The sequence below is a fragment of the Paucidesulfovibrio longus DSM 6739 genome (assembly GCF_000420485.1).
Lineage (GTDB): Bacteria > Desulfobacterota > Desulfovibrionia > Desulfovibrionales > Desulfovibrionaceae > Paucidesulfovibrio > Paucidesulfovibrio longus.
Genome location: NZ_ATVA01000012.1, coordinates 108,242 through 134,340 on the forward strand (window position 1 = coordinate 108,242; position 26,099 = coordinate 134,340).

Annotated in this window: 27 protein-coding genes; 10 read left to right on the forward strand and 17 right to left on the reverse strand. The window is 67.1% G+C overall.

The window, feature by feature from the left end; all coding sequences use genetic code 11:
* Window positions 1–70: 70 nt before the first annotated feature.
* The gene (locus tag G452_RS0105120; RefSeq protein WP_022661191.1) at window positions 71–2,725 is read right to left on the reverse strand and encodes a valine--tRNA ligase; all 2,655 of its coding nucleotides are present in this window, start codon (window positions 2,723–2,725) and stop codon (window positions 71–73) included.
* 169 nt (window positions 2,726–2,894) lie between these two features.
* Here G452_RS0105120 and G452_RS0105125 point away from each other — a divergent pair, with 169 nt between their 5' ends.
* Window positions 2,895–4,109 carry a BPL-N domain-containing protein gene (locus tag G452_RS0105125; RefSeq protein ID WP_022661192.1) on the forward strand — a complete coding sequence of 405 codons (1,215 nt, stop codon included), beginning with the start codon at window positions 2,895–2,897 and terminating at the stop codon, window positions 4,107–4,109.
* Between the two features lie 169 nt (window positions 4,110–4,278).
* Window positions 4,279–6,204, forward strand: a complete 1,926-nt coding sequence (locus G452_RS18135) for a FapA family protein (RefSeq protein WP_162141272.1) — start codon at window positions 4,279–4,281, stop codon at window positions 6,202–6,204.
* Between the two features lie 70 nt (window positions 6,205–6,274).
* Here the strand turns inward: G452_RS18135 and G452_RS0105135 are convergent, their stop codons facing one another.
* The 6 genes from G452_RS0105135 to dinB all read right to left on the reverse strand — a co-directional run bounded on the left by G452_RS0105135 (window position 6,275) and on the right by dinB (window position 10,176).
* Window positions 6,275–6,547, reverse strand: coding sequence for an RNA recognition motif domain-containing protein (locus G452_RS0105135; RefSeq protein WP_027189026.1), 273 nt, complete (start codon window positions 6,545–6,547; stop codon window positions 6,275–6,277).
* A 163-nt stretch (window positions 6,548–6,710) separates the two neighbouring features.
* Window positions 6,711–7,505 (reverse strand): tRNA pseudouridine(38-40) synthase TruA, encoded by a 795-nt coding sequence (truA, locus tag G452_RS18140; RefSeq protein WP_022661195.1) that lies wholly within the window; start codon window positions 7,503–7,505, stop codon window positions 6,711–6,713.
* A 34-nt stretch (window positions 7,506–7,539) separates the two neighbouring features.
* Window positions 7,540–8,244: a MotE family protein gene (locus G452_RS0105145; protein WP_162141273.1), complete on the reverse strand. Its 705-nt coding sequence runs from the start codon at window positions 8,242–8,244 to the stop codon at window positions 7,540–7,542.
* Window positions 8,171–8,611 carry a flagellar export protein FliJ gene (fliJ, locus tag G452_RS0105150; protein ID WP_022661197.1) on the reverse strand — a complete coding sequence of 147 codons (441 nt, stop codon included), beginning with the start codon at window positions 8,609–8,611 and terminating at the stop codon, window positions 8,171–8,173. The genes G452_RS0105145 and fliJ overlap by 74 nt, the downstream gene beginning before the upstream one ends.
* A gap of 11 nt (window positions 8,612–8,622) precedes the next feature.
* The gene (locus G452_RS21720; RefSeq protein WP_022661198.1) at window positions 8,623–8,799 is read right to left on the reverse strand and encodes a hypothetical protein; all 177 of its coding nucleotides are present in this window, start codon (window positions 8,797–8,799) and stop codon (window positions 8,623–8,625) included.
* A gap of 129 nt (window positions 8,800–8,928) precedes the next feature.
* The gene (gene dinB / locus G452_RS18145) at window positions 8,929–10,176 is read right to left on the reverse strand and encodes a DNA polymerase IV (protein WP_022661199.1); all 1,248 of its coding nucleotides are present in this window, start codon (window positions 10,174–10,176) and stop codon (window positions 8,929–8,931) included.
* Window positions 10,177–10,355: 179 nt separating this feature from the next.
* Between dinB and G452_RS20440 the strand changes: the two genes are divergently transcribed.
* Window positions 10,356–11,174, forward strand: coding sequence for an RDD family protein (locus G452_RS20440; RefSeq protein WP_022661200.1), 819 nt, complete (start codon window positions 10,356–10,358; stop codon window positions 11,172–11,174).
* On the opposite strand, the gene G452_RS0105170 is transcribed toward G452_RS20440, so the two are convergent.
* Window positions 11,164–11,355, reverse strand: a complete 192-nt coding sequence (locus G452_RS0105170; RefSeq protein ID WP_022661201.1) for a hypothetical protein — start codon at window positions 11,353–11,355, stop codon at window positions 11,164–11,166. The two genes, G452_RS20440 and G452_RS0105170, sit on opposite strands and share 11 nt — an antisense overlap.
* A 140-nt stretch (window positions 11,356–11,495) precedes the next feature.
* Complete coding sequence (locus tag G452_RS0105175) at window positions 11,496–12,389, reverse strand: LysR family transcriptional regulator ArgP (protein ID WP_022661202.1); 894 nt, start codon at window positions 12,387–12,389, stop codon at window positions 11,496–11,498.
* Window positions 12,390–12,504: 115 nt separating this feature from the next.
* On the opposite strand from G452_RS0105175, the gene G452_RS0105180 reads away from it, so the two are divergent.
* From G452_RS0105180 to G452_RS0105200, 5 genes are all read left to right on the forward strand, one after another.
* Window positions 12,505–13,119: a LysE/ArgO family amino acid transporter gene (locus G452_RS0105180; protein WP_022661203.1), complete on the forward strand. Its 615-nt coding sequence runs from the start codon at window positions 12,505–12,507 to the stop codon at window positions 13,117–13,119.
* 136 nt (window positions 13,120–13,255) lie between these two features.
* Window positions 13,256–14,527 (forward strand): MFS transporter, encoded by a 1,272-nt coding sequence (locus tag G452_RS18155; protein WP_022661204.1) that lies wholly within the window; start codon window positions 13,256–13,258, stop codon window positions 14,525–14,527.
* A gap of 3 nt (window positions 14,528–14,530) precedes the next feature.
* A complete protein-coding gene (gene amrA, locus G452_RS0105190; protein WP_022661205.1) occupies window positions 14,531–15,085 on the forward strand; it encodes an AmmeMemoRadiSam system protein A in 555 nt (184 codons plus the stop codon).
* Window positions 15,086–15,129: 44 nt separating this feature from the next.
* A complete protein-coding gene (locus G452_RS0105195; protein WP_022661206.1) occupies window positions 15,130–15,519 on the forward strand; it encodes a PilZ domain-containing protein in 390 nt (129 codons plus the stop codon).
* Between the two features lie 92 nt (window positions 15,520–15,611).
* On the forward strand, window positions 15,612–16,388 hold the full coding sequence (locus G452_RS0105200) for a class I SAM-dependent methyltransferase (protein ID WP_022661207.1): 777 nt from the start codon (window positions 15,612–15,614) through the stop codon (window positions 16,386–16,388).
* A 15-nt stretch (window positions 16,389–16,403) separates the two neighbouring features.
* Here G452_RS0105200 and G452_RS0105205 read toward each other — a convergent pair whose 3' ends face one another.
* Complete coding sequence (locus G452_RS0105205; RefSeq protein ID WP_022661208.1) at window positions 16,404–16,715, reverse strand: cysteine-rich small domain-containing protein; 312 nt, start codon at window positions 16,713–16,715, stop codon at window positions 16,404–16,406.
* A gap of 280 nt (window positions 16,716–16,995) precedes the next feature.
* On the opposite strand from G452_RS0105205, the gene G452_RS0105210 reads away from it, so the two are divergent.
* Together G452_RS0105210 and G452_RS0105215 are read left to right on the forward strand one after the other, a co-directional pair.
* Complete coding sequence (locus tag G452_RS0105210) at window positions 16,996–17,667, forward strand: hypothetical protein (RefSeq protein WP_155887559.1); 672 nt, start codon at window positions 16,996–16,998, stop codon at window positions 17,665–17,667.
* A gap of 191 nt (window positions 17,668–17,858) precedes the next feature.
* Window positions 17,859–18,557 carry a hypothetical protein gene (locus tag G452_RS0105215; protein ID WP_155887561.1) on the forward strand — a complete coding sequence of 233 codons (699 nt, stop codon included), beginning with the start codon at window positions 17,859–17,861 and terminating at the stop codon, window positions 18,555–18,557.
* Between the two features lie 83 nt (window positions 18,558–18,640).
* On the opposite strand, the gene G452_RS0105220 is transcribed toward G452_RS0105215, so the two are convergent.
* The 7 genes from G452_RS0105220 to G452_RS0105250 form a co-directional block, all read right to left on the reverse strand.
* Window positions 18,641–19,045, reverse strand: coding sequence for a secondary thiamine-phosphate synthase enzyme YjbQ (locus G452_RS0105220; RefSeq protein WP_022661211.1), 405 nt, complete (start codon window positions 19,043–19,045; stop codon window positions 18,641–18,643).
* Window positions 19,046–19,047: 2 nt separating this feature from the next.
* The gene (cobM, locus tag G452_RS0105225; protein ID WP_022661212.1) at window positions 19,048–19,821 is read right to left on the reverse strand and encodes a precorrin-4 C(11)-methyltransferase; all 774 of its coding nucleotides are present in this window, start codon (window positions 19,819–19,821) and stop codon (window positions 19,048–19,050) included.
* Window positions 19,822–19,961: 140 nt separating this feature from the next.
* Window positions 19,962–21,212, reverse strand: coding sequence for a bifunctional cobalt-precorrin-7 (C(5))-methyltransferase/cobalt-precorrin-6B (C(15))-methyltransferase (locus G452_RS0105230; RefSeq protein WP_022661213.1), 1,251 nt, complete (start codon window positions 21,210–21,212; stop codon window positions 19,962–19,964).
* An 87-nt stretch (window positions 21,213–21,299) separates the two neighbouring features.
* Window positions 21,300–22,418, reverse strand: coding sequence for a cobalt-precorrin-5B (C(1))-methyltransferase CbiD (gene cbiD / locus G452_RS0105235; RefSeq protein WP_022661214.1), 1,119 nt, complete (start codon window positions 22,416–22,418; stop codon window positions 21,300–21,302).
* Window positions 22,415–23,974: an SDR family oxidoreductase gene (locus G452_RS0105240; protein ID WP_022661215.1), complete on the reverse strand. Its 1,560-nt coding sequence runs from the start codon at window positions 23,972–23,974 to the stop codon at window positions 22,415–22,417. Before G452_RS0105240 ends, cbiD begins: the two co-directional genes overlap by 4 nt.
* A 110-nt stretch (window positions 23,975–24,084) precedes the next feature.
* Window positions 24,085–24,951 carry a substrate-binding periplasmic protein gene (locus G452_RS0105245; protein ID WP_081650497.1) on the reverse strand — a complete coding sequence of 289 codons (867 nt, stop codon included), beginning with the start codon at window positions 24,949–24,951 and terminating at the stop codon, window positions 24,085–24,087.
* Window positions 24,952–25,042: 91 nt separating this feature from the next.
* Entirely contained in the window at window positions 25,043–26,059 is a 1,017-nt protein-coding gene (locus tag G452_RS0105250; RefSeq protein ID WP_022661217.1) for an NAD(P)H-dependent glycerol-3-phosphate dehydrogenase, read from the reverse strand.
* Between the last annotated feature and the right edge of the window lie 40 nt (window positions 26,060–26,099).

A 26,099-nucleotide genomic window follows, 5' to 3' on the forward strand; every position in this document is an offset into this window, starting at 1 on the left:
CGATCTGCCAAATATCTTCGGCGATCCCGCGCGAAAGACGCGGACCCATGAATGGACCGAGGCGAGGCCCTTAGCCCATCACGCTCTGGATGCGTCCGCGCAGGGCCGCGAGCTTGTCGCGCTCTTCCTGCATGGCGGCCAGCTTTTCCTTTTCCTTTTCCACGACTTCGGCGGGCGCGTTGCTGACGAAGCCCTGGTTGGCGAGCTTCTTTTCCACGCCTGTGAGGTCTTTTTCCAGCTTGGCCAGCTTCTTGTCCAGCCGGGCCAGCTCGGCCTCGAAGTCCACCTTGCCCTCCAGAGGCACGAAGAGTTCGTTGCCGCGCACCACGGCGGAGCCGGAAGCGCGCGGACCTTTCTCGTCCGGTCCGGCCTGAATGCCTTCGATGCGCGCCAGGAAGCGGATCAGCCCGGCGTTTTCTTCGATGATGGCGCGGTCCTCGTCCGAAGCGGTGCGCACGAGCATGTCCAGCTTGACCTGCGGCTCGATGTGCAGCTCGGTGCGGATGTTGCGGGCGGCGGAAACAAGGCCCTGGAACAGCTCCATGGCGGCAACGCTTCCGGCGTCGCGGCACTGGGGCCGCGCGGCCGGGAAGGGCGTGGTCGCGATGTCCTCGCCGGGCGTGCCGGGCAGCACGGACCAGATTTCCTGGGTCACGAAGGGCATGACCGGATGCAGCAGGATCATGGTTTCGGCCAGCACCGCGGCCAGCACCTTCTGCGTGGCGGCCTTGGCCGTCTCGTCCTCGCCGTAGAGCGCGGGCTTGATCATCTCCAGGTACCAGTCGCAGAACTCGTTCCAGATGAAGCGGTAGAGGGTCTGGGCGTATTCGTTGAAGCGGTAGCCCTCCACGGCGGCGCGGACCTCGTCCTTGACCTCTTCCAGCCGATGCAGGATCCACTTGTTCGCCAGTCCTCCGGCCGCGGCCGGGTCCATGGCGGGCAGCTCCTCGGGCAGGTTCATGAGCGCGAAGCGGGCCGCGTTCCAGATCTTGTTCACGAAGTGGCGGTAGCCCTCGATGCGCGCCTCGGAGAGCTTGATGTCGCGGCCCATGGCCGCGAAGGCGCAGAGGGTGAAGCGCGTGGCGTCCGTGCCGTACTTGTCGACCATTTCCATGGGGTCGATGACGTTGCCCGTGGACTTGGACATCTTCTTGCCCTGCTCGTCGCGCACCAGGGCGTGGATGTACACGTCGCGGAAGGGCACCTCGTCCATGAACTGGAGGCCCATCATCATCATCCGGGCGACCCAGAAGAAGAGGATGTCGAAGCCGGTCACGAGCACGGCCGTGGGGTAATATTTGTCCAGTTCCGGGGTCTTGTCGGGCCAGCCCATGGTGGAGAAGGGCCAGAGCGCCGAGGAGAACCAGGTGTCGAGCACGTCCGGATCCTGCTCCAGGTTGGCGGAGCCGCACTTGGGGCAGGTCGTGGGATCGGTTTCCGGCACGATCAGTTCGCCGCAGTCCAGGCAGGTCCAGGCCGGGATGCGGTGTCCCCACCAGATCTGGCGGGAGATGCACCAGTCGCGGATGTTGTCCAGCCACTCGTAATAGGTCTTGGTCCAGTGCTCCGGGTAGATCCGGGTCTTGGCGGGCACGGCGGCGCGGGCCTTCTCGGCCAGCGGCTTCATGGACACGAACCACTGGGTGGAGACGTGCGGCTCGATCACGGACTTGCAGCGGTAGCAGACGCCCACGCTGTGGTCGTGGTCCGCGACCTCGACCACGCGGCCCTCGGCTTCCAGGTCGGCCATGACCGCGGCGCGGGCCTCCTCCTTGAACATGCCGCGATATTTCTCCGGCGCGTTCTCGTTGACGTAGCCGTCCTCGTCCAGGATGGCGATGACCTCCAGGCCGTGCTTGCGGCCCAGCTCCCAGTCGTTCATGTCGTGGGCCGGGGTGACCTTGAGGCAGCCCGTGCCGAACTCGATGTCCACGTAGGCGTCGCCGATGACGGGCAGCTCGCGGCCCACCAGGGGCAGGAGCACGGTCTTGCCGATGAGGTGCTTGAAGCGGTCGTCCTCGGGGTTCACGGCGATGGCCGTGTCCGCGAGCATGGTTTCGGGCCGGGTGGTGGCGATGACGATGTCGCCGGACCCGTCCGCCAGGGAATAGCGGATATGGTGGAGCTTGCCGGGCTTCGGCTCGTGTTCGACCTCGTCGTCGGCCAGGGCCGTGTGGCAGCGGTTGCACCAGTTGATGATGTAGTTGCCCTTGTAGATCAGCCCCTGCTTGAACAGCTCCACGAAGACCTTGCGCACGGCCTTGGCGCGCTGGTCGTCGAAGGTGAAGCATTCGCGGGTCCAGTCCACGGAGGAGCCCATGCGCCGGATCTGGTTCTGGATGGTGCCGCCCTTGTCCTCGCGCCAGGCCCAGACGCGTTCGAGGAACTTCTCGCGGCCCAGGTCGTCGCGGGTCAGGCCCTCTTTCTTCAGTTCGCGCTCGACCACGTTCTGCGTGGCGATGCCCGCGTGGTCCGTGCCGGGCACCCAGAGCACGTTGCGGCCCTGCTGGCGGTGGAAGCGGGCGAGCACGTCCTGGATGGTCTGGTTCAGGGCGTGGCCCATGTGCAGCACGCCGGTGACGTTCGGCGGGGGAATGACGATGGAATACGGCTCTCCCTCCGCCTTGGGGTCGGGGGTGAAGGTCTGGTCGTTCTCCCAGTGTTCACGCCACTTGGTTTCCACGTCCTTCGGCTCGTAGCCTTTGGCCAACTCCGGCTTGCCCATTCTCGCTCCTTGAAATATCGCCTTGATCCGGGAAACCCGGTTTCTGGCCGTATCATGCCGCCCCTGGCCAGCGGCCGCTGGGGGCGGGTTTTCGAAAAAAACCTTATCCGGCTTGCCAGGCCGCGTCCGGGCCTGATAGCGTCGTCAGAGTCTAATCCGGGACGCCGACATGTCAATCATCTACATATACTGGGACGAATCTCACTTCTGGGGCCTGATGGCCCGGCGCGCGCTCCTTTCCTGGGGCGTGGAGCACCGACTCGTGCGAGGCAATGAGATAGCCCACGGGCTGCTTGCTGACAACCCCCCAGCGCTTCTGCTCGTGCCGGGCGGCTGGGCGCGCGGCAAGGCCGAGCGGCTCGGCCCGGAGGGCGTGGAGGCCGTGCGCGCCTACGTGGCGGGCGGCGGGGCCTATCTCGGCTTCTGCGGCGGGGCCGGACTGGCGCTCACGGGCGGCGGGCTGGGCTTGTGTCCGTGGAGCCGGCGCGGCTTCAAGGACCGCATGCAGCATTTCCTTTCCGGCCATGTCCAGGTCCGGCCCGACCAGGAGAGTCCCCTGGTTCCCCAGGAGCTGCGCGAGCGAGCGCTCCTTCCCGTCTGGTGGCCGGGCCGGTTCGAGCCGAACGGGGGCGACGTCCGGGTGCTGGCGTCCTACGGCGAGCCGGGGCCGGATTTCTGGGTCGCGGACCTGGCCTTGAAAAGCCTGCCGAAAGGCACGCTCGGCGACTGGGAGGCGCTGTACGGCGTGCGCATCCGCCCTGCCTTCCGAGACCAGCCCAGCATGGTGGAGGGCCGCCACGGCCAGGGGCGCTACGTGCTCAGCTACGCCCACCTGGAAACCCCGGCCTCGCCGGACGCGAACCGCTGGCTGGCGCACCTGCTCCGCGAGCTGGGCGGGCTGGACGCGCCTTCCTCGCCGCTCCCGGCCTGGGATCTCGCCGCTTTGCCCGTGCTGCGCTCCGATCCCCATCTTCAGACCGCCCGCGAGCAGCTTTTCCGCCTGGTCCAGACAGGCGTGGACAACCTGCTGCTCTTCTGGCGCACGCCCTGGCTGCTCGGCTGGCGGCGCGGGCTGCCCGGAGCCGCGCTGAACAGCCTGCTCTGCATGGTCTGCGAGGCCCTGGCCACGGCGGATACCGAAGCGGCGCACGCCTGGTGGCGATCCGCAGGCCCGGAATTCTCCCAGGGCATGGAGATCTTCGCCCAGGGGGTGACGGGCTATCTGCTGGCCGAGCGTCTGGCCATGACGGTGTACTCCTCCTCGCCCGAAGCCCTCCCCGGCCTGCGGGAGCAGCGGGAAGCGCTTTTCGGGACGCCCCCCGCGGGCGGCGGCCTGCACGGCCAGCTCCAGTCCCTGCTGGAGGAGCTGCTCTGGCGGCTTTGATAACGCACTCGTATTGTTTTCATTTCCTCCTGAAACAGAAGCAATCCGCGGCGCAACGTGTCCGGATTGTTGTGTTTCCGTCGAAGCGGTTGCCAATTCGCCACGCTTCAAGTATTCATCGTAACGGTAAGGAGACATTCCGCGCGTTGAGCGCATGGGGCACGGGATCATGGCCGAGCGAGCGAAACAGAAAGACGGCGGGCGCAAGAGCCCGGATGCCGCACTGCGCTTTTGCCTTTCCACGGACGGCATGAAGCTCGGCGTGAGCCGGTATCTGCCTCCGGAAGCGGGCGGCAGACCGCTGACGCCGAAGAGCATCCGCAAGCAGCTCGAGGCCGCCGGCGTGGCTCTGGAACCCGAACCGGGCGCGGCGGAGAAGATTTTGGAGCGGCTGCGCTCCGGGCAGGACTACCGCAAGATCGTCCTCGTCCGGGGGGAGCAGCCGCAAAACCCCACCCATGGCCGCGTGGAACCCGTGGGCGATCTGCGCATGCCCGTGTTCACCGGCCAGATCATCGCCCGCAAGGTGGCGCCCAATCCCGGCAAGCCCGGCAGGACCATCGACGGGCGCATCATCGAACCCACGGAAAAGATCGAAGGCAAGCTCCAGGACGTCAAGGCCAAGGCCGGAGCCAACGTGGCCTTCGATCCCACGGACCTGACCTTCACCGCCCAGACCTACGGCCTGGCCACCATCCGCGACGGGGAAGTCTCCATCAAGCCGGGCCTGCACATCGACGACGAGGAAATCCACGTCCTGGGCGTGATCTTCCACAAGGATCATCTCGGCAACACCGTGACTTCGGAAATGTTCGTTTCCGAGCTGGACCGCCTCGGCGTGCAGGTGCCTCCCTCGGAGGAGACGCTGGCCGAAGCCTTTGAAAAGGCGCAGTCCACCCGGCAGCTCCAGCGCGACGTGATCGTGGCGCAGGGCAAGGAGCCGGAACCCGGCAACGACGGCTGGCTCGAAGTGCTCCTGAAGCGCGAGGTGGACGACGCCCGCGAGGACGACCAGGGCCGCATCGACTACCGCCACCGGGCCAGCATGCCCATGGCCCGCGTGGGCGACATGCTGGCGCGGGTGCATGACCCCGAACCGGGCAAGGGCGGCATCGACCTCTACGAAAAGACCATTCCGGCCAAGGGCGGCAAGCCCCTGCACGTTGCGCCCGGACCCGGCGTGAAGCGCAAGGGCCGCGACGGCTTCGAGGCCACCGAGGAAGGCATCCTCGTCTACGAGAAGGGCGTGATCATGGTCAGCCCCGTGCTCGTGGTCAACCGGGACGTGGGCCTTTCCAGCGGCCATATCCGCGCCGAGTTCGGCTCGGTGCAGGTGCGCGGCAGCGTGACTTCGGGCATGCAGGTCAGCGCGCCCCAGAACGTGGTCGTGCTGGACGCGGTGGAGAGCGCCTTTGTGGAAGCCGGGGGCGACGTGGAGGTGCGCGGCGGCATTCTCATGCCGGACGGCGGCCTGGTCCGCGCCGGGGGCAAGGTCATGGCCCAGTTCGCCACCAACGCCCGCATCGAGGCCGGAGGCGACGTGATCATCGGCAACAACGTGACCAACAGCCGCATCGAGACGCAAGGCTCGTTCCTGGCCGTGAAGGGCAAGGGCGTGATCCAGGGCGGCAGCATCACCAGCCACCAGAACGTCGAGGTCAACGAGCTGGGCACGGAGATGGGCGTGGCCACGCAGGTGAACATCAGCCAGCGGCAGCGCGACCAGCTGCCCATGCTCAAGGTGCGCGGCAAGATCAAGCACGAGCTGGAGCGCATCGCCGAGCGGCTCGGCAACGGCGATCCGAAAAGCATCCTCCTGGCCGCGCCCGCGGCCAAGCGTCCGGCCGTGGCCGAGGTGCTCAAGTACCGCATCCGCCTGGAGCGGAAGTTCGAGAAGATCAACGCCTTCATGAAGAAGGACGTGCAGCGCCGCCAGAAGGCGCTTTCCCGCTGCCGGATCAAGGTCCGGAGCAGGATTCATCCGGGCGTGACCATCAAGATCGGAGGCCGCGTGCTGCGCATCGACAAGCCCGTGGACCACAGCCAGATCTATTGGGACTACGAGTCCCGCGCCATCCTGATCCGCAATTTCTAGCCGCGCCCTTCCAGAAACGTCGAACCCCCGCCGAAGCGGGGGTTTTTCAAACCTTGCAGGTGGGGATGATCTAGTATCCGCCCGAGCGCGGCGGACGTGGAGCCCGCTCGCGGGCTTCGTTGATCCGCAGGGCGCGGCCGCCCAGCTCCTTGCCGTCCAGAGCCTCGACGGCTTCCAGAGCGGCTGCGTCATCCATGCGCACGAAACCGAAGCCGCGGAAACGGCCGGTCTCGCGATCCATGACAAATTTGACCTCGTGCACTTCGCCGTAAGCGGCGAACATCTCGCGCACTTCGTCCTCCGTGGCGCGGAACGGCAGGTTCCCCACGTAAATGGACTTCATCGTCGCCTCCTGAAACATAAAAAAAATGAACACCATGCTTGCTTCCGGGAGACCGCAAAGCCTCGGCATGCCGCTCCCCGCTGCAAGTAACACCACTATTTTCGGCAGTATCCCAAAGTATTACCCGCCGCAAGCAGATTGTGCATATTTTCCCTGAGATTTTTTATACTCTCTCGGGGGGAAAGTCCGGGTACTCGACGCGCTCAAGGCAGAGCCCCTGGGCAGGGGCCGTGGGAGGCGCGGCGGTCCTGTCCCCTGCATGCAGAAATGACCGGACGTCGTCGGCGTTCACCCTGCCCCGGCCCACGGCCACGAGGCAGCCCATGAGGTTGCGGACCATCTGCTTGAGAAAGCCTGTGGCCCGGAAGCGCCAGACGCATTCGTGGGGCAGGGGGCCGTGCGAGCGCCGGATTTCGAGCAGGGTCCGCACCGTGCTTTCCACGTCGGACCCGGTGTTGCGGAAGGCCGCGAAGTCGTGCTGGCCCAGGAAGATATTGGCGGCCTCGTCCATGGCTGCGAGGTCCACGGGACCGCAGTCCCAGACGAAGGGACGCCGCTGGGGCAGGACGTAGGCGGGTTCCAGCCAGAGGGTGTAGGCGTAGGTTTTCGTCAGCACGGAAAAACGGGAGTGAAAGCCCGGCGGAGCCTCCTCGGCGTCGAGCACGCTCACGTCCGGGGGCAGGGAGCGGTTCAGGGCCATGCGCCAGGGGAAGCCGCGCCGCGATTCGGGCGCTTCGAAGTGGGCCACCTGTCCCACGGCGTGCACGCCGCTGTCCGTGCGGCCCGACGCGTGCACCCGCACGGCGCCGTCCTTGGCCAGGCGCGCGCCGACCCGTCCCAGAATCATGGGGGCCAGGGCCTTTTCCAGCACGCCCTGCACCGTGCGCTGGCCGGGCTGGAGCTGCCAGCCGGCGAATTTCGTGCCGTCGTAGGCCAGGGTCAGCTTGATGCGGGGCATCGCGAATCCGTGTTCGAAACGGGGCCGGGCCGCGTCACGGCTGGAACGGGGCGCGCAGGTTGGTCAGCGCCTCGGAAAGCTCGGCGGCCTTGCGCGTCTCGATGAAGCTGAGAATCTCTCCGGCCTGCCGTCCCTGGAGTCCCGCCAGAATCTTGACGGCCAGCTGCTTGTCCATGGTTTCGAGCACGGCGGCGGCCTGCTTGGCCTTCATGTTGGCGTAGGCCTTGATCAGCTTCTGGAGGCGTTCGTCCTCGACTCCCTTGACTTCCTTGAGCAGAGCTTCGAGCTGGGACTTGAGTCCTTCCAGCTTGGTCACTTCCTGGTTGAGGTTGGCCTCCAGTTCCTTCAGGGAGCGTTCCTTGGCGGCCAGCTCCTCTTCGCGGCGCTTGAGCACCTTCCAGTCCGCCGGGTCCATGCCCGCGGGGGGCTGGTCCGGAGCGGCCTGGGCGCTTGGGGCCGGGGTCGCCGTCTGGGCCTGGGCTTCGGGCAGGGCCGCGACCTTGGCGGCCTGCGCGGCCACGTCGCGAAGGGCTTCCCCCGCGCTTTCGGTCTGCTCGGAAACGGCCTGAACAGCCCGCTCCGCAGGGGCGAAATAGTCGCCGAGTCCGAGCGCGCCGAGCAGGGCCAGCTTGAACACGGCAATGGCCGCCAGGCCCCAGAGCACTCTAGAAATCTTCACGCCGGAAACGAAGCGCTGCCATTTCGTCGTTTTCTTTTTCTTCTCTGCGTTGTTCTTCATTGTCGTGTCGTGCGGCCTGTTGTTCCTTGAGTTTTTCGAGCAGCTTGCGGTCTTTTGACTTGTTGACCGCGTCCAGGCGGCATTTTTGCAATTTAAGGGCCAACTCGGCGAGGCTGGCCCGCGCGGTCGCGATGTCCTCTTCCAGGGCCTGCTTGTATTGCCGCCAGAGCCACATCTCGTTGGCGTCCGCGTCTTTTTTCAGCCCCGTGCGCACGTGCCGCTCCAGCAGCGACTCCATCTCGCTCACGCGTTTCTGCTGCTCTTCATGGGCGGCCTGGGCCCGCGCCAGGGAGAGCTTGGCCCGGTCCTCCAGCTGCTCGCGGTAGTCGAGCACCCGCTGGAGCGGGAAGTGGAACGGCTTGGCCATCGTGATTCCGCTCAGCGGCTCGCGGCCAGCGGGCTGCCGGAAAGCCCGCACCAGCCCTTGCCGCCGGGCTCGTTGTCCTTCCAGCGCCACATCATGCACATGGGCCCCTGGCAGAATTTCATCTTGTCGTCCCCGGTCTTGAGCAGGGGGCAGAACTTGAATTTGGCCTCGTTTTCCGTAAGCAGCATGGTCCGCCTCCAGGGAAAAGTGTGCTGAATCCGATCGGCAAATCCGATTGCCGTCGCCTGCGCGCGCCCCGACCACTTCCGCATGCTAAGCGCGGGGGAGATATTTGGCAAGGCGGGCCGGGGAAAGGCTCAGGAGCCGGGCTTGCCCCCTCCCGGCTTTCCGCCTTTCGGGGGGGCTCCGGGAGCGGTCCTGGGCTTGCGGCCTTCGAAGTCGAGCAGCTCCGCGCGCTTGAGCGCGCCGCTGCCGAACCGCCCACGGATGGCGTCCACGGCCTGTTCCAGTTCGCGGCTGCGCAGGTCCGGCCTCTCTTCTTCGTCCTCCAGGAGCGAGAGCTGGCGGGCGCGCGGCTCGAAGTTGCCGACGCCCACGCCGATGAGCCGCAGGGGCGTCTTGGGGGCCAGTTCGTCGAGGAGTTCCTGGGCCGTGCGGAAGATCACGTCGGTTTCGCTGGTGCGGTGCTCCAGGCTGCGGCTCCGCGTGACCTGTCGGAAATCCGAGAACTTGGCCTTGAGGGTCACGGTGCGGCCCCGCACGCCGTGGCGTCGCAGGTCCGCGGCCACGCGATCGCTTTGCGCCAGGAGCCAGCGCCGCAGCTCGGTCCGGTCCAGGGTGTCGCGGGCAAAGGTGTTTTCCGCGCTGCACGACTTGGGCGCGGAAAAAGGCACGATCTCCGTGGAACCCTGGCCGAGGCAGCGGTCGTGCAGCTCGCCGCCCCATTTGCCGAGGCGCTCCTCCCAGAATCGGCGGGGCCGGCGCGGCACGTCCCCGGCGAAGCGGACCCCGGCCCGGCGCAGGGATTCCAGCCCGCGCTTGCCCACTCCCGGAATCTTGCCCACGGGCAGGGTGCGCAGAAAGTCGGCGACGTCTTCGGGCCGGAGGATGAATACGCCGTCCGGCTTGTTCTGGTCCGAGGCGATCTTGGCCAGGAAGCGCACGGGCGCGGCGCCCACGGAGCAGGTCAGCCCGCCCGTGACCTCGCGGACGCGGGCGCGGATGCGCTCCGCAAGCTCCTCCACCGGGCCGAAGAGTCGCTCCAGGCCCGTGGCGTCCAGGTAGGCCTCGTCCACGCTGGCCTGCTCCACCAGGGGGGAGAATTCGGACAGGGCCGCCATGACCAGCCTGGAGATTTCCTTGTAGCGCCACATCCGGCCGGGCAGAAAGACGCCGTGCGGGCAGAGCCGTCGGGCCGTGGCTCCGGGCATGGCCGAGCGCACGCCGAATTTGCGGATTTCATAGGACGCGGCGGAAACCACGCCCCGGTCCCCGGCGCCGCCCACGGCCACGGGCTTGCCCCGCAGTTCGGGATTGTCGAGCTGCTCCACGGACGCGAAAAACGCGTCCATGTCGATGTGCATGATCCAGGTCCGGGGGGTCATTCTCGCTCGGGTCTCCTTGGCTCGTCGCGGTGCGGGGCGTTCGTGCGCGCGTTGTGCGCGGGCGCGCAAGTCTCGCCGCAGTATAGACTTTTCCGTCGCCGCATACTAGCTTGCAGGAGCTTGGCTCCCGCGATGACCGCCGGGGCCGTTTCGACCATCGAACGCTTCGAGGAGCGACCATGAATTGCCCAAAATGCAAGGCCGAAATGCCCGATCAGGCGATCTACTGCATCCAATGCGGCGCGAAGCTGCCCGGACGCGATCATCCCGGCCCCGTGGGCACGCGCGGCGGCCGCCAGCGCGCGTCCGGCTCCACGGCAGACGCGGCAGCCGAGGACGCGCCCCCCGAACAGGGCGAGAGCCGGGAAGAGGGCGTGGTCATCGGCGGGTTCCGGTTCGCGGACGGAGCCGGTCGGCCCGGCAGCGGCTCCCGGCCCGGACAGGGGCAGGGGGCGGGGCCGGGCGGATTCTCCGGGAAAACGGTCTCGCGCAACGGCGCGGGCGGCGGCCAGGGCGGCGGGCCGGGAGACGAATGGACGCCGTCCGTGGGCTACGCCTCGCCCATGCAGCGGCTGGGCGCGTTCGTCCTTGATTTTCTCTTCCTGGGCGCGGGCACGTTTTTCATGACCTTTGTTGTGGCCCTGGTCATGCCCAGGCTTCTGGAGAGCGAGGGAGGCTTGCTCGCGGTGGGCAACCTGCTGCCCTTTGCCCTGGCCCTGCTCTATTACGCCGGGCTGGAAAGCTCGCGTTTTCAGGCCACTCCCGGCAAGCTCGTGCTCGGCTTCAAGGTCACGGACCTGTGCGGGCGGCGGATCAGCTTTTCGCGGGCCACGGCCAGGCATTTCGCCAAGATCCTCTCCGGCCTGCTGTTTTTCCTGGGCTACGTCATGATTTTCTTCACCCGTCGGCGGCAGGGGCTGCACGACATGCTCGCGGGCTGCGTGGCCGTCCGTCGGGTCGAGGGGGAAAGCACCTCCGGCAGCGGGCTCAGGCCGTAAGGTATTCCCCGCCGGGGCATTGGTTCACGGCCAGAAAGGTTCCGTAGTGTTCCTTGGCCTGGCGCTGGCGGCAGCCTTCGCCGTCGGCATGGCAATATCTGTCTATGGTGTCCTGCACGAATTCGTCCTGGGTTCTCGCGTAGCAGCGGTAGAACGGGCATGTCGGGATGAACGGGCACATGGCGACCTCCGCGTTTTTTTTTCGCCTTAGCACGCCGCAGCCGTTGGACAATGGGGCTTTTCCCTCATTTTTTCCGGTCCGGTCCGGGAGAGTATCCCGGTTGGCGGGCATGACCCGCAAGGCCCTTCTCTTTTTGCGCCTCAGCCAAGCACCGACTCCGCGCCGCGTCGCAGCGCGTCCTGCACCGCGTCCATGAGCCCGCTTTCCAGATCCCAGCGATGCCAGAACAATTCCACGGCCAGGAAGCGGCCCGGCTCCGGCTCGACCAGTTCGCCCGACGCGAGATGGGGCGCTGCCTGGGGGTGGGGAATCATGCCGTAGGCCAGTCCGGCGCGCACCGCGTCCACGAATTTTTCCGAGGAAGGGATGTAATGGCGCGGATAGCCGCGCGGGTTTTCCTGGGAATGGCCCAATTCGGCGCGCAAAAAGGCGTCGTGGACCTCGTCCCTGCGGTTGAAGAGCACGACGGGCGCCCTGGCCGCGTCCTGTTCCGTGAGTCCGTCGGGAAACCAGCGCCCGGCGAATTCCGGCGCGGCGCAGCAGAGGTACGGCATGACCCCCAGGCGGGTGCAGCGCGTGCCCCGCAGCGGTTCGCTGCGGGTGGAGAGGCAGCCCGCCACCTCGCCCTGGACGAGCAGGGCGTGGGTGCGCTCCTGGTCGTCCACCACGAGATCGAGAAGGATGCGCCGTTCGCGGGCCAGGGGAGCGAGCGCGTCCAGAAACCAGATGGCCAGGCTGTCCGCGTTCACGGCCAGGGGCAGGGTGCGGAAGGCGTCTGTTTCCGGTTCCAGCCCGCGCGCCAGGTCGTCCTCCAGCAGGCGGACCTGCCGGAAGTGGCGCAAGAGCGCCTTGCCCGCTCCCGTGGGGCGCGGGGGCGAGCCGCGCACGAGCAGGGGCTTGCCCACGCGCTCCTCCAGCAGGCGGACCCGCTGGGACACGGCGGACTGCGTCAGGTGCAGCGCCTGGGCCGCTTTTTCGAATCCGCCCTCGCGCAGGACCAGGGCCAGGGCTTCCAGAAGTTTGTAATCGAGCATGCGCTGTATTAGCAAAATCGAATGAACTCAAAAAGTATTAATTTTACTCGGACAGCCGCCTCGGATAAACGAATCTCAATTCAACAGAAACACCCTCTCCGGGGCGGAGGCGAGAATGCAGACGGCGATGTTGCAGGGATTCGGCATGAGCGCGGGGTTGATCGTGGCCATCGGCGCGCAGAACGCGTTCGTGCTCGGCCAGGCCGTGCGCCGCGAGCATCACTACCCCGTGGCTGCGCTCTGCCTGGTTTTCGACGTATTGCTCATCGGCCTTGGCGTGGCCGGGGCGGGCGCGCTGGTGGCAACGCATCCGGTGCTGGCGTCGGCAGCGGCCTGGGGCGGGGCGGCCTTTGTCTTCTGGTACGGTTTGGGATCGTTGCGCTCGGCCCTGCGCGGAGGCAGCCTGCGCGCGGACGGGGGCGCGCCTCTGAGCCTGGGGCGGGCGCTGCTGCTGACCACGGGCGTGACCCTGCTCAATCCGCACGCCTGGCTGGACACCGTGGTTCTGCTCGGTTCGGTCAGCGGCACCTTTGAGGGCCAGGCGCGCTGGTTTTTCGGCCTGGGCGCGGTCGCGGCCTCGGCGCTTTGGTTCTTCACGCTCAGCGCGGGCGGCGCGCGCCTTGCGCCGCTCTTCCGGCGTCCCGCTGCCTGGCGCGTGCTCGACGGCGCCATCTGCCTGATCATGTGGAGCATCGCCTTTTCCCTGGTGCGCGGCGAGCTGGCCGGGTAGCGCCCCCGCGCGGCGCGCCGCGCGACATTCCCGCGACATTTCCGCGACTTCGGGCCGGGCTTCGGCCTCGGGCATTGCCGCTGGCCCGGAATTGGGCTACGCACCCGGAAGAACGCGGAATTTTCCGGGAGGCGACGTGCGACGCAAGCTCTGGTCCTGGGCCCTTTACGACTGGGCCAACAACGGATTCTTCACGCCCATCCAGACCTTCGTCTTCGCGGCCTATTTCGCGCGATCCGTGGCCGAGAGCCCGGAAACGGGCACCGCGCTCTGGGGCAACATGCTCGGCGCGGCCGGGCTGATCGTGGGCCTGGGCGGCCCGCTGCTCGGAGCCGTGGCCGACCAGTCCGGGCGGCGCAAGCCCTGGATCGCGGCCTTCACCCTGCTCTGCGCGGTTCCCACGGTCCTGCTCTGGTTCGTGCTGCCCGACCCTTCCTGGATCTGGCCCGCCCTGATTCTCGTCTGCCTCGGCACCATCGGCGGCGAGGCGGCCATGATCTTCTACAACGCCATGCTGCCCGACCTGGTTCCGCCGGAACGCATGGGCCGCTGGTCCGGCTGGGGCTGGGGCATGGGCTACGTGGGCGGCCTGCTTTGCCTGCTGCTGGCGCTCTACGGATTCATCAACGAAAATCCCTGGTTCGCCTTGCCGCGCGCCGCGGCCGAGCATGTCCGGATCATCGGCCCTCTGGGCGCGGCCTGGTACCTCGTCTTCGCCCTGCCGCTCTTTCTCTGGACCCCGGACGCCCCGAGCAAGGGCCGCGCCCTGGGGGCCTGCGTCCGTTCCGCCCTCGCCCAGATCCGCGACTCCGTGCGCGACGTCCGCTCCCACCGCCATATCGTGCGCTTCCTCCTGGCCCGGATGCTCTACAACGACGGATTGGCCACCATGTTCGCCTTCGGCGGAATCTACGCGGCCGGAACCTTCGGCATGACCCCGAAGGAGGTCATCCTCTTCGGCATCGGCCTGAACGTGACCGCGGGACTGGGCGCGGGGCTCTTCGCCTGGCTGGACGACCGCGTGGGCGCGCGGGCCACCATCCTCGTGTCCCTGGCCGGGCTGATCCTGCCGGGCGTGGTCATCCTGCTCACCGAGTCCCGGACCGTGTTCTGGATTTTCGGGCTGTTGCTTGGTATCTTCGTCGGGCCGGTGCAGGCGTCGAGCCGTTCCTGGCTGGCCCGCACCGCACCGGGCGAACTGCGCGCCCAGATGTTCGGCCTCTTCGCGCTTTCGGGCAAGCTGACCTCCTTTGCGGGCCCGCTGCTCGTGGGCTGGGTCACGCTGCTGGCCGGAAGCCAGCGCTGGGGCATGAGCACCGTTATCATGATGTATATCCTGGGGGCGCTCGTCATGCTCGGCGTGCCGCGCGCAGCGGACATCCGTCCCCCGGTTCAAACCAAGGAGTAATCCATGTCCCGTGAATTCGTCTTTTTGCTTTCCGACGCGGAAAAAGCATATCTCAAGGATCTCGTGCGCCTTTCCATCGCCTCCAAGCTCGCGGGCGAGGAAGCCGAGCCGCCCGCCCCGCCCACGGAGAAGCTGCGCGAATCCCTCGGGGCCTTCGTGACCCTGACCCTGGACGGCCACCTGCGCGGCTGCATCGGCAACATCCAGGGCTCGGGCGAAATCTGGCGCACCATCTGGGAGATGGCCCGCGCAGCGGCCTTTGCCGATCCGCGCTTCCCGCCTCTGAGCCGGGAGGAGTTCGGGAAAATCGAGTACGAAATTTCCATTCTCAGCCCGCTGGAGCCTTGCCGCGACGTGAACGAGGTCGTGGTCGGCAGGCATGGCCTGATCATGCAGCGGGGGTCCAATTCCGGACTGCTCCTGCCGCAGGTGCCCGTGGAGCAGGGCTGGGACCGTGTGACCTTCCTGCGGCAGACCTGCCGCAAGGCCGGGCTGGACGAGGACAGCTGGCGCAAGGCGGGCACGAACATCTATTGGTTCGAAGCCGAGGTCTTCTAGGGCCTCGGCCCGGCCCGGCAGCGAATCCGGAGGGAGGAGGGAGGATGTCGGAAGAAGTTTCACGACGCTTCGAGGAGCGCAGGCTGCACGTCCGCTATGTCTGCACCTCGAAGGCCATGTGTGAATTGTCTCTGCGCTCCGGGGCGCACGTGTTCGCCGTGTCGGACATCTCCGGCGGCGGCATGCGCATCAAGAGTCCGGACGCGGGCGTGCTGGAGGACTTCCAGGAGGACGCGAGCGTGCGCATCGTGGCTGCGGGCGACGACGGCGGGCGCTGTCCCCTGGAAGACCTGACCGGCCGCGTGGTCTGGACGCGTTCGGAACAAGGGCAGGTGCATGTGGGCATCGAGTTCGACTCCCCATTGGAGTCCCGCTTGGATTATCTGCTCGGCGTGCTGCTCGGCAGCGGCCAGCTGCCCGTGTTTGATTCCTGAGCCGGAAAACGGGCCGGGAGCGTCCGCGCAACGGCAGAAAGGCACGAATCCTGCTTTCGGAAAGGAACGAGACATCTTTTCCGGGAGCCGAGATGATCGCATTGCAATCCAACGCCGCGGACCAGCGCGGAGCCGCAGACCTGGGGCTGCTGCCCCCCAAGGATCTTGCCCTTTGCTTCGGCGGCGGCGATTTCGTCAAGATCGGGCGCAAGCTGCTGCGGCGGCTCGTGGACTGGTGCGGGCTGCTTCCCAGCGAGCGCGTGCTCGACGTGGGCTGCGGAGCCGGGCGGGCCGCCGTGCCCCTGACGTCCTACCTGTCCGATCACGGGCGCTACGAAGGGTTCGACACCTATCCCTTCGGCGTGAACTGGTGCCGCGAGCACATCACCCCAGCCTTTCCCAACTTCCGCTTCCAGACGGCGGACGTCTTCAACGCGCTCTATAATCCCTTCGGGACGGTGCGTGCGCGCGACTTCCGTTTCCCCTATGCCGACGACAGCTTTGATCTGGCCATCCTCAACTCCGTCTTCACGCACATGCTGCCGGAAGACGTGGTCGGCTATGCGGCCGAGCTGGGGCGGGTTCTCGACCAGGGCGGCCGGGCCTACGTGACATGGTTCCTGCTGGACGACGAGACGCGCGGCCTCGTGGCCGCGACGGGCGGCACCCTGCGCTTCGCGCACCGCTTCGGCGCGTGCCATCTGGAAAATCCCGACGATCCGGAAGAGGCCGTGGGCTATGAGCGCTCCTTCGCGTTCAAGGTGCTGGAAGGAGCTGGGCTGCGCGTGCGCGGCGCGTATCCGGGATCCTGGTGCGGCCGCCGTGCGGACAACTATCAGGACGTGGTCGTGGTGGAAGCCGCGCGCTGACCCGAAAAGCCCCCGCTATTCGGTTCCGGCTTCCCCCGCCGGGCCGGGCTCCTCGTCGAAGCGCAGGCGGCAGGGCCTTCGGAAGCATTCGCGCAGCTTGGCGAGCACGTAGTCGTACCCTTCGGGCGCATGCGGGAGCTTGCAGGCGGAGCAGTCCTTGTTCCCGCTGGCCAGGAGGGTGAAGCGGCCTCCGCAGTCCTCCAGAAAGTAGAGCGGGCAGAAGCAGAACAGGCAGTTGAAGCGCTCCGGGTGGTCGGTCCGGTGGCAGGGAAAAAACTCGCAGGCCGTGTTGCTCACGAAGCGGTGGGACGGCTTGGGGGTGCTCATGCTGCTCCTCGCGTGTTCAGGCACGGAATCAATGATTCGGCGTCTGTTTTCTTTCGACTGCTCCAAAAAAAAACGAAGGTAGGGTGAAAAATCCTTCTGGATCGCCGCAAAGCATTGCGGCATCTGCTCTCCCAGCCCCCTAGGACTTCCCCCCAAATTTCTAGGGGGTGGTTGTGTCAATAAGAAATTAGTCGTAGATTTGACCATCCATCAGAATCGACGGCAACAATTGTCGCACAAGGCGGCAAGTACCGCCAGGGGGCAAAAGGGGGATATGTCCATGAGAAAGCAGATCATGACCATCGTTGGCTTGGGACTGCTGATGCTGCTCTTCGCGGCTTCGGCTTCGGCTACCGTCATCAGCTACGGCATCGGCGGCGACGCGGCCACGCTTGAATCGGATATGCTCACGCATTTCTACGTGAACCAGACCGAAACTTTCGACACGCTCGCAGCAGGGTCGAGCGTGACCATCTTCGGCAGTGAAGTCGGACCCTTCAGCGGATACGGCACCGTATCCGACACCCCCGCCGGGGGCATGTTCGCCACTTCCGGAAGCAACTATTTCACCAGTAATTTCAATGGTTCCGTGAGCCGCAACTTCAGCTTCTCCCTGGGCACCCCTTCCGGCGGCGGGGACTACGAGGCCGTGGGCTTTTACGTCACCGGCTTTGACACCACCAAGTCGTTCAACGTGACGCTGTCCTACGCGGACGGCTCCGTGGAAACCTTCGATCTGGGCAACGGCTTCACCTCCGCCGTGGGCGCCGGCGTGCCCATCTACTTCGGCTTCGTGGGCGACAAGCTTATTTCCGGCATCACCTTCAGCAACGTCCAGGACCAGTACGGCATCGACAACGTCTCCGCCATGAACACGCCCGTTCCGGGCGCGGTCTGGCTGCTCGGCACAGGCCTGCTCGGCCTGCTCGGCTACCGCCGCATGAGCCGTTAGACGGACCATCGACCACGCTGAAGGGCGGGGCCTCGGCCCCGCCCTTTTTTATGGCCGCGGGCCGATCTCATACTTTAGTATGAGAAGAATTCATACTTTCACCGTATGTCACCTCTAATGATAATGTTTATTATGTCGATAAGGTTCAACAGAGCCTTAACGCAATAAACGTCAATTCATTGGAGGCGACCATGTCCATCAGAACGATTCAACATATGGCCCTGGCCCTGCTTGTCGCGGGCCTGGCGACCCTGGGACTCGGCAACGCCGCCTCCGCCAGCGTGATCACCCCGTCCTGGGCCACCGGAGCAGCCGACGCCGCGAACCTGGAAGCGTCCTTCTTCAGCGGGTATTCCACCGTGACCACCGAGAATTTTTCCGGCTTCAACGCGAATGACCAAGGCCCCCTGGCCTTGTCCGTGGGCACGCTGACCGGCGGCGGCTACGTGGGCGACAACACCACTCCCCAGGCCGGGACCGGCGAGTTCTCCGTGGGTCCGGACCTGAACTACTGGAGCAACGGCACGCCCGGAAGCACCAGCGGCAAGAACACCTTCACCCTGACCTTCACCAATCCGGTGAGCGCCTTCGGATTCTACGGCACGGACGTGCAGGATCTGGGCGGGCAGACCGTGCTGACCTTCAGCACCGCCGGCGGAGACGTGAACGTGAACCTCTTCGACCTCGTGGGCGCGCAGAAGAACGGCACGCTGAACTACTTCGCCTTCAGCAGCGACAGCCTGATCAGCAGCGTGACCTTCCACGACGCGGGCAACGACGGCTACGCCGTGGACAACATCAGCACGGCCACCCCGATTCCGGGCGCGGTCTGGCTGCTCGGCTCCGGCCTTCTCGGCCTGATCGGCCTGCGCAGACGCATCCAGCGCTGACGGACCACGAACGCACGCGAAAACGCAAGGCGGGGCTTCGGCCCCGCCTTTTTTGCGTGCTCTTGCCGGGCCGGATCCGAACCCTATTCGGCATCCGTCCGCAGGAACTGCACCCAGAGCGTGCGCGTACGCGGACCATCGAACTCGCAGAAATAGACCTTCTGCCACGTGCCGAGCTTCAGCTCGCCCCCCTCGACGATGACGAGCTGATCGCAGCCGAACAGGCTGGATTTGATGTGCGCGTCGGAATTGCCTTCAGCGTGGCGGTAGTCGCCGCGATGCGGCACGAGCCTGCGCATGTTGACCAGCATGTCCCGGACCACGTCCGGGTCGGCTCCCTCGTTGACCGTGACCGCCCCCGTGGTATGCGGACAGTAGACGAGCAGCGCGCCGTCGCTCCAGCCTTGCTCGCGGATCAAGCCGCGCAGCTCGCCGCCGATGTCGATCATCTGTTCGCGTTCGCCGGTGCGGATGCTCAATTCGCGCATGGCTACTCCTCGCTCTCGGTTTTGGCGTCGCGGTACATGTGCGCGAACCCCGCGTCGTAGAGCTTGGACTTCGCGCCCGCGCCCAGTTCGCCGGGCAGGATCAGAAACACCGTTTGCCGGGTGAAGCCGTATTCCCTGGCCGTGGCCGCCAGGTCGCGCAGCTCGCAGTGCACGGTCTCGCCGCCGGGCCAGCCGATCTTGTGGCCCAGGGCGCAGGGCGTGGCCGGGTCCATGCCGCCCACGAGCAGCTCGCGTTCCAGGCCTTCGGGATCGCCTGCGGAAAGATAGATGGCCATGGCCGCGTGGTGCGAGGCCAGCGCGTGCAGCGTCTCGGACTCCGGCACGGGAGTGCGGCCGGAGCGCCGGGTGATGATCAGCGTCTGGGTCTGCTCCGGCACGGTGAAGGAGCGCCGCGCCTCGGCAGCGGCCGCGAACGCGGCGGTCACTCCGGGAACGATGTCGTAGGGAATGTTGTCCGCTTCGAGCATTTCCATCTGTTCGCGGGTCGCGCCGTAGAGCGAAGGGTCGCCCGTGTGCAGCCGCACGGCGAGCCCTCCGGCGCGCACGCAGGCGCGCAGCAGCTCGTGGGTCTGTTGCAGATCCAGGGCCGAGGAATCCACGACCTGGGCGTCGGGCCGCGCCTGTTCCACCAGCGTTCGCGGAACCAGCGAGCCCGCGTAGAGTATGAGGTCGGCGCGCAGAATCAGGTCGCGCCCCTTGACCGTGATCAGATCGGGATCGCCCGGTCCGGCGCCCACGAAAAACACCTTGTTCATCATTCCCCCCAACAGCCGCGTTTGAAGATGCGCGGACAGGCCGGCTCGGACCCCGTCTCCCGGAATTGCCCCCCCGGTGCCGGGCCGTGTCCCGCCCTGCGGGATATTTCGACGGACCGCAGGTGCGGCCCGGTGGTCGCTCAGGGCTTCTCCGCCCAGAGAATGAAGACCGGGTTCTGCGCCTTGAAGCGCAGGTCGCCGGCGAGCGGGTCCGTGGTGGAGGCCATGATCTGGGTGGCGCCGAAGGGCCAGCCCCGCTTTTCCAGGCTGGCCTTGGCCCGCAGCAGCGATTCGAGCAGGATGCAGTGGATCACCAGCCGCCCGCCGCGCTTGAGCCGGGCGCAGGCCGTGTCCAGAAGGGAGTCGCCGTCGCCGGAGTCCGGGCCGAGCCCGCCGCCGATGAAGATGCGGTCCGGTTCGGGCAGGTTCTCCAGGCAGGCCGGAGCCTCGCCCCGGACCACTTCCACCAGCCAGGCGCTGAAGCGGCGCACGTTCTCGCGGATCATGCCCGCGCGCCGCCGGTTCTTTTCCACGGCGAAGACCAGTCCGTGGTCCGCCAGGTGGGAGGCTTCGATGGCCACGGAGCCGCAGCCCGCGCCGAGATCCCAGACCGTGTGTCCGGGGGCGACGCCCAGCAGCCCCAGTCCTGTGGCGCGCACGGCCTGCTTGGTGATCAGGTTCTTCTCATGCATGTACAGATGGTCGGGAACGCCCAGATGCAGCGGCGTTTCCGCCGGGTGGCAGCGTTCCAGCAGGACCACGTTCAGGGGCGAGAATTCCGCGTCCCAGGCCTGTTCGGGCGTAAGTCTGCGGATGCGCTCCTGGGGGGTGTCCAGGTCTTCCATCACGGTCAGGGTGAAGCCTTCGGCTCCGCGCTTGAGCAGCGCCTCGGCAATGCTGGACGGCCCGTGCACGTGGTCCGTGTAGACCGTGACCTTTTCCGAGCGGGAAATGGCGGCGTAGAGCGGGGTGAAGTCGTCCCGACCGTGCAGGGATACGGTTTCGATCTCATGCCAGGGCAGGTGCAGGCGCGAGGCCGCGAGCTGCATGGTGGTCACGTTGGGATGGACCACGACCCTGTCCGGGCCGAAGGCGTCCACGAGCATCCTGCCGAACCCGAAAAAGAGCGGGTCGCCGTCCGCGAGCACGGCCACGCGCTTGTGCGCTTCGCGCTTGATGCGCCGGACCACCTCGTCCAGCGGGCCGGCAATGGGAATCTGCCGTTCGGGGCGGATGGGCCGCTCCGGGGTGGACGCCAGGGCGCAGGCGGCCAGCAGGCGCTTGCCTCCGGCGATGACCTGGGCGCGCTCCAGGATGGACCATTCGCGCGGTCCCAGCTCCAGGGAGCCGGGGCGCATCCCGATGACGTGTATGGCGTTGTGGCCGAGCATGGGGGCCTTGTACCGTGAAGCGGCACGGTAGGGAAGGGGGTGACGGTCCTTTTCGGATTCGCGGGGTCTGCGGGAGCGGATCCGGCGCTAATCCCGCCCTGTTGCGAGCAGAACGGAGCCGTTGAAGTCGAAAACCGCGAAGTGGGGTTCGGCCTTGGGCGCACGGCGGCGCACCTCGGCCCCGGCGCGCGCTGTCAGGGCGCGCAGCAGCGTTTGCAGGGCCGCGTCTTCGCCCGCGGACTGGAGCAGGCCGAGCACCTGGCGGGCCGTGTTCGCGGCGGCGGTCGCGCGGGCGAGTTCCGGCGGGGCTCCGGCCTCGGCGCACCAGTGCGCCAGCAGCGAAAAATCGATTTCTGCCTGCCGCGCGTGGGTGTTGTCGAACCCCTGGGCCTGCTTGACCAGCTTGCCGAAGAACAGGGACCAGCCGATGCGGCGAAATCCCTTTTCCGAGGCGGTGCGGCAGGCGTGGCCGAAGAAGTCCGCGGCCTGGACAAGGCAGCGCTCCGGCGTGTCCGGGTAAAGATCGAGGTAGAGCCGCTCGCTCTTGCGGCCCGTGGTGAACACGGCCATGTCGCGGCCTTCGGCGCGGGCCACGCTCAGGGCCTGGGTCACGGAGGCCGCCCAGGCGTCGTGGCTGAAGGGGCGGACAATGCCGTGGGAGCCGAGGATGGAGATGCCCCCGACGATGCCGAGGCGCGGATTGAGGGTTTTTGCCGCCAGCCGCTCGCCCTCCGGCACCTCGATGCGCACGCGGGCCACTCCGCTTCGGTCGCCCAGTGCCTCGCGGGCAGCGCTTTCGATCTGCTCGCGCGGGCCGGGATTGATGGCGGCTTCGCCCACGGCCGCGGCCAGTCCTGGCAGAGTCGCCCGGCCCACGCCGCGCCCGCCGTCCAGCTCCACGCGAAGCGGAGTTTCAGCCGGGAAAAAATGCGCCAGGGCGTGAATTTCCGCGCCGTGGGTCACGTCGGGGTCGTCCCCCGCGTCCTTGATGACCACGGCCCGCGCCCCGCCGTCTTCCAGATGGCCGCGGGCAATGGGCACCCGCAGCCGCGCTTCCGGGCGGCAATCGCCGGAAACCGCCGCGCTCCGGGGCAGGGGGGTGTCCACTTCCGGCACATTCCGCCCTTCCAGCAGAAGCAGCAGGGCGGCCTTGGCCGCCGCCGCCGCGGCCGTGCCCGTGGTGAAGCCTTGCCGCAGTCCGCTCATTCGCGTCCGGCCGTCTTGTTCTTTCCGCCCCGCCGGGAGGCCGGGGGCAGCGGGGTCGGGCCGTCGAGCACGGGGGCCTGGGCCGCCCTGGCCAGATTGCGGAGCATGTTCCTGAAAATCAGCACATGGAAGGGATACATGGACCACCAATAGAGCAGCCCGGCCAGTCCGCGCGGCAGGAAGCGGGCGCGCATCTCCAGGTCCGTGGCGGTCTGCGCGGCGTCCGTGCCGTTTTCTTCCGCGTTCGCGGGCCGCAGCCGGAATTCCAGCAGGGCCTCGCCCGGCAGCTTCATCTCGGCCACGAGCAGCAGGCGTTCGTTCTCGGCCACGTCGGCAACGCGCCAGAAATCCAGGGCGTCTCCCTCGCGGATCTCCACGGGGTGCCTCCTGCCGCGCCGCAGGCCCGGCCCGCCGATGATCTTGTCGAAGAATCCGCGCAAGGCCCAGAGCCCGTCGCCGAAATACCAGCCCGTGTCGCCTCCGATGCGGGCCACGGGTTTCCAGGCCTGTTCCGGCCCGCAGCCCAGGCGCACGCTCCAGGACGATTCCAGGGTGTCGCCTCCGGCAAAGGGCGCGTCGTGGCAGGCGGACCACTCCGGGGCGCAGGCATTGCCCGCGTCGAAGCAGCAGGTTTCCACGGTCTGCATGGCCAGCCGGTTCAGCGCCTCCCGCAGGGCCTGGCGGCAGGTGGTCCGGGCGATGGGCACGAGATCCAGGATGCGCTCGTCCTTGCAGAGCACCTTGTTGCGCAGCCCTTCGATGAGCGGAGTGACCAGGCTGCGCGGCACGGGAGTGATCAGGTTGACCCAGTGGGCCGAGAGCGTGGGCGTGAGCACGGGCACTGCCAGGATCAGCCGGGGACGAAGCCCGGCCTCCTCGGCGTAGATGCGGAACAGTTCGCGGTAGCTCAGCTGTTCCGGGCCGCCGATGTCCAGGGTCAGCCCGGCGGTGGCCGGGTTTTCCAGGCAGCCCGCGAGGTAGGCGAGCACGTCGGAAATGGCGATGGGCTGGCAGGGCGTGTTCACCCAGCGGGGCGTTATCATCACGGGCAGACGGTCCACGAGGTAGCGGATGATTTCGAAGGAGGCGCTGCCGGAGCCGAGGATCACGGCCGCCCGGAGCCATGTCGTCCTGGGCGTCCCGCTTTGCAGGATGCGTCCCACCTCGGCCCGCGATTGCAGGTGGTGGCTGAGGTCCGGGGAGTCGTCGCCCAGCCCGCCCAGGTAGATGATGCGCTCCACTCCGGCGGCCTCGGCGGCCTCCAGGAAGTTCTGCGCGGCGACCCGGTCGCGCTCGGCGAAATCCTGCCCTGCCGCGCCCATGGAATGCACGAGGTAATAGGCCGCGTCGCAGCCCGCCAGGGCGTCCTTCAGACTCTGCGGGTCGAAGACGTCGGCCTGGACCAGGGCGCAGCGTTCATGCCCGCTCCAATGCCGCGCCCGCAGCTTGCCCAGCGAGCGGGCCGCCGCGCGGACGTGGTGGCCGCGTTCCAGCAGGAGCGGCGCGAGCCTGCCGCCCACGTATCCGGTCGCTCCAGTGACGAGTACCGTGCTCATGTATCCTCCTGCGGACGGGAAAAACCGGCCGACTCGGACAGGCTAGCATGGGAACCGTGCAAGGGGAAGCCGGGTCGGGCTTCCTGCCGGGGGAGTCTTGAAAAGGGCGTTCAGGGAGTCGCGGGGAGTTCCGTGGAATCCCTCCCCGAATCCAGGCCCGAATCCAGGCCCGAATCCGGGTCCGAAACGCGGCGCAGCGCCCGGAACAGCGCCGGGAGCAGGGCGCTGCGTCCGGCCTTGCGGGAAAGGGCCAGAAACAAGGGGTTCTCGGCCACGGGAGGATCCAGGAACACGAGCCGGTCTTCCATGTTCAGGGTCCGGGCATGGGAGCGGACCACGCTGGCCGGGCCGATTCCCAGAGGGTAGCGTCCCTCCAGGACCATGCGGACCATGCGGGCGTCGTTGATGGAAGGGTGTTTGTCGAGAAAGCTCGCGCTGTCGAACTCCTGGCCGTAGGAGTAGCCGAGCACCGTGGAGATGGGCACTCCGGCCAGGCTTTCCAGGGTGCCGTCCCAGAACGGATTCTGCCCCTTGCGGGTGAAGAGCCGGTCGTATTGCTTGGCCAGGGGCACATTCACGTATTCCAGAAATTCCTGGCGTTCCTGGTTCCACAGCAGCCCGGCCACGCCGTCGATCTCTCCGCTGCGGGCCAGGTCCAGGATGCGGTTCCAGGGCAGGGGGCGGTACTCGGCGCGCAGGCCGAGCAGGGCCAGGGCGCGGTCCAGGCGTTCGATGCAAAGGCCGGAAACCCGGTCGCCGCGGAAAACGAAGAAGGGCGGGTAGTGGATGTTGACCACGCCGAGGACAAGGGGGGCGGCCGAGTCTGGGGGCGGGTTTTCGGCGTCCTGGGCCGCAGCCGGGCAGGCCGGGACCGGCAGGAACAGCGACAGCAGGAGAACCGCGGCCCCGAAACAGCGGATTGTTTGCTGAAGGGGCGCAACGTCCCGCACTGGGCGTCCTGCTGCGTCGTAAGTCATGGTTTTCCCCTCGTGAAAGGCCGAATCCGGCCTCTCCCGACAAGAATCATACCATACTGACGCGATTTTATAAAGTATGCCGGGTCGAGCGCTATTCGTCCTTGAGCGCGCGGCTCATCAGTTCCGTCACGGCTGCGCGCGGCTCCACGTCTTCATAGAGAATCCGGTGGACCTGCTCGGTGATGGGCAGCTCCACGCCCAGCTTTTTGGCCAGCGCGTGCAGCGAGGCGGCGGTCTTGACGCCTTCGGCCACGGCCTTCATCTCGCCGATGATCTCGTCCAGCTTGCGTCCCTGGCCGATCTTCAGGCCCACCTGGCGGTTGCGGGAGAGGTCGCCCGTGCAGGTCAGCACGAGGTCGCCCATGCCGGAAAGGCCCATGAACGTGCGCTCCTGCGCGCCCATGGCCGCGCCCAGGCGGCTCATCTCGGCGAGTCCCCTGGTGATCAGCGCGGCGCGGGCGTCGTGGCCGAAGCCGAGGCCGTCGGACATGCCCGCAGCAAGGGCGATGACGTTCTTGACCGCGCCGCCCAGCTCCACGCCGCGGAAGTCCGGGGTGGAATAGACGCGGAAAAAGGGGGTGGAAAACAGCTCGCGCAGCTCGCGGGCCAGGTCCAGGTCCGCGCAGCCCAGGGCCACGGAGGTGGGCATGTCGCGGCAGACCTCGGCCGCGAAGGACGGGCCGGAAAGGGAGGCGTAGCGCGGGGCCTTGTCCTCAAGGGTTTCGGCCACCACGCGGGACATGGGCGCGAGGCTGTCCAGCTCGATGCCCTTGCTGGCGCAGACGATGACCGGATGCTGCGGAAAGAGGTCGTGGAACGCGGCCAGGGTCGAGCGGGTGAACTGGCTCGGCACCACCAGCAGGTACACGTCCGCGCCGCGCAGGGCCGTGGCCGGGTCGCTCTCCACGTTCAGGGCGGGGCTGAGCGCGACGCCCGGCAGAAACACGTCGTTGACCAGCTCGGCGCGCATGCGCTCGGCAAGGTCGGTCTCGCGGACCCAGAGCGTGGTGGGCACGCCGTTGCGGGCGAGCATGTCGGCCAGGGTCGTTCCCCAGGCTCCGGCGCCGAGGACGGTAACGCGTTTTGCAGTGCTGTTTTCGGTGTTCATCCGGCGAGCATACCTCGCTGTGAAAGGGCGCGCAAGTGCG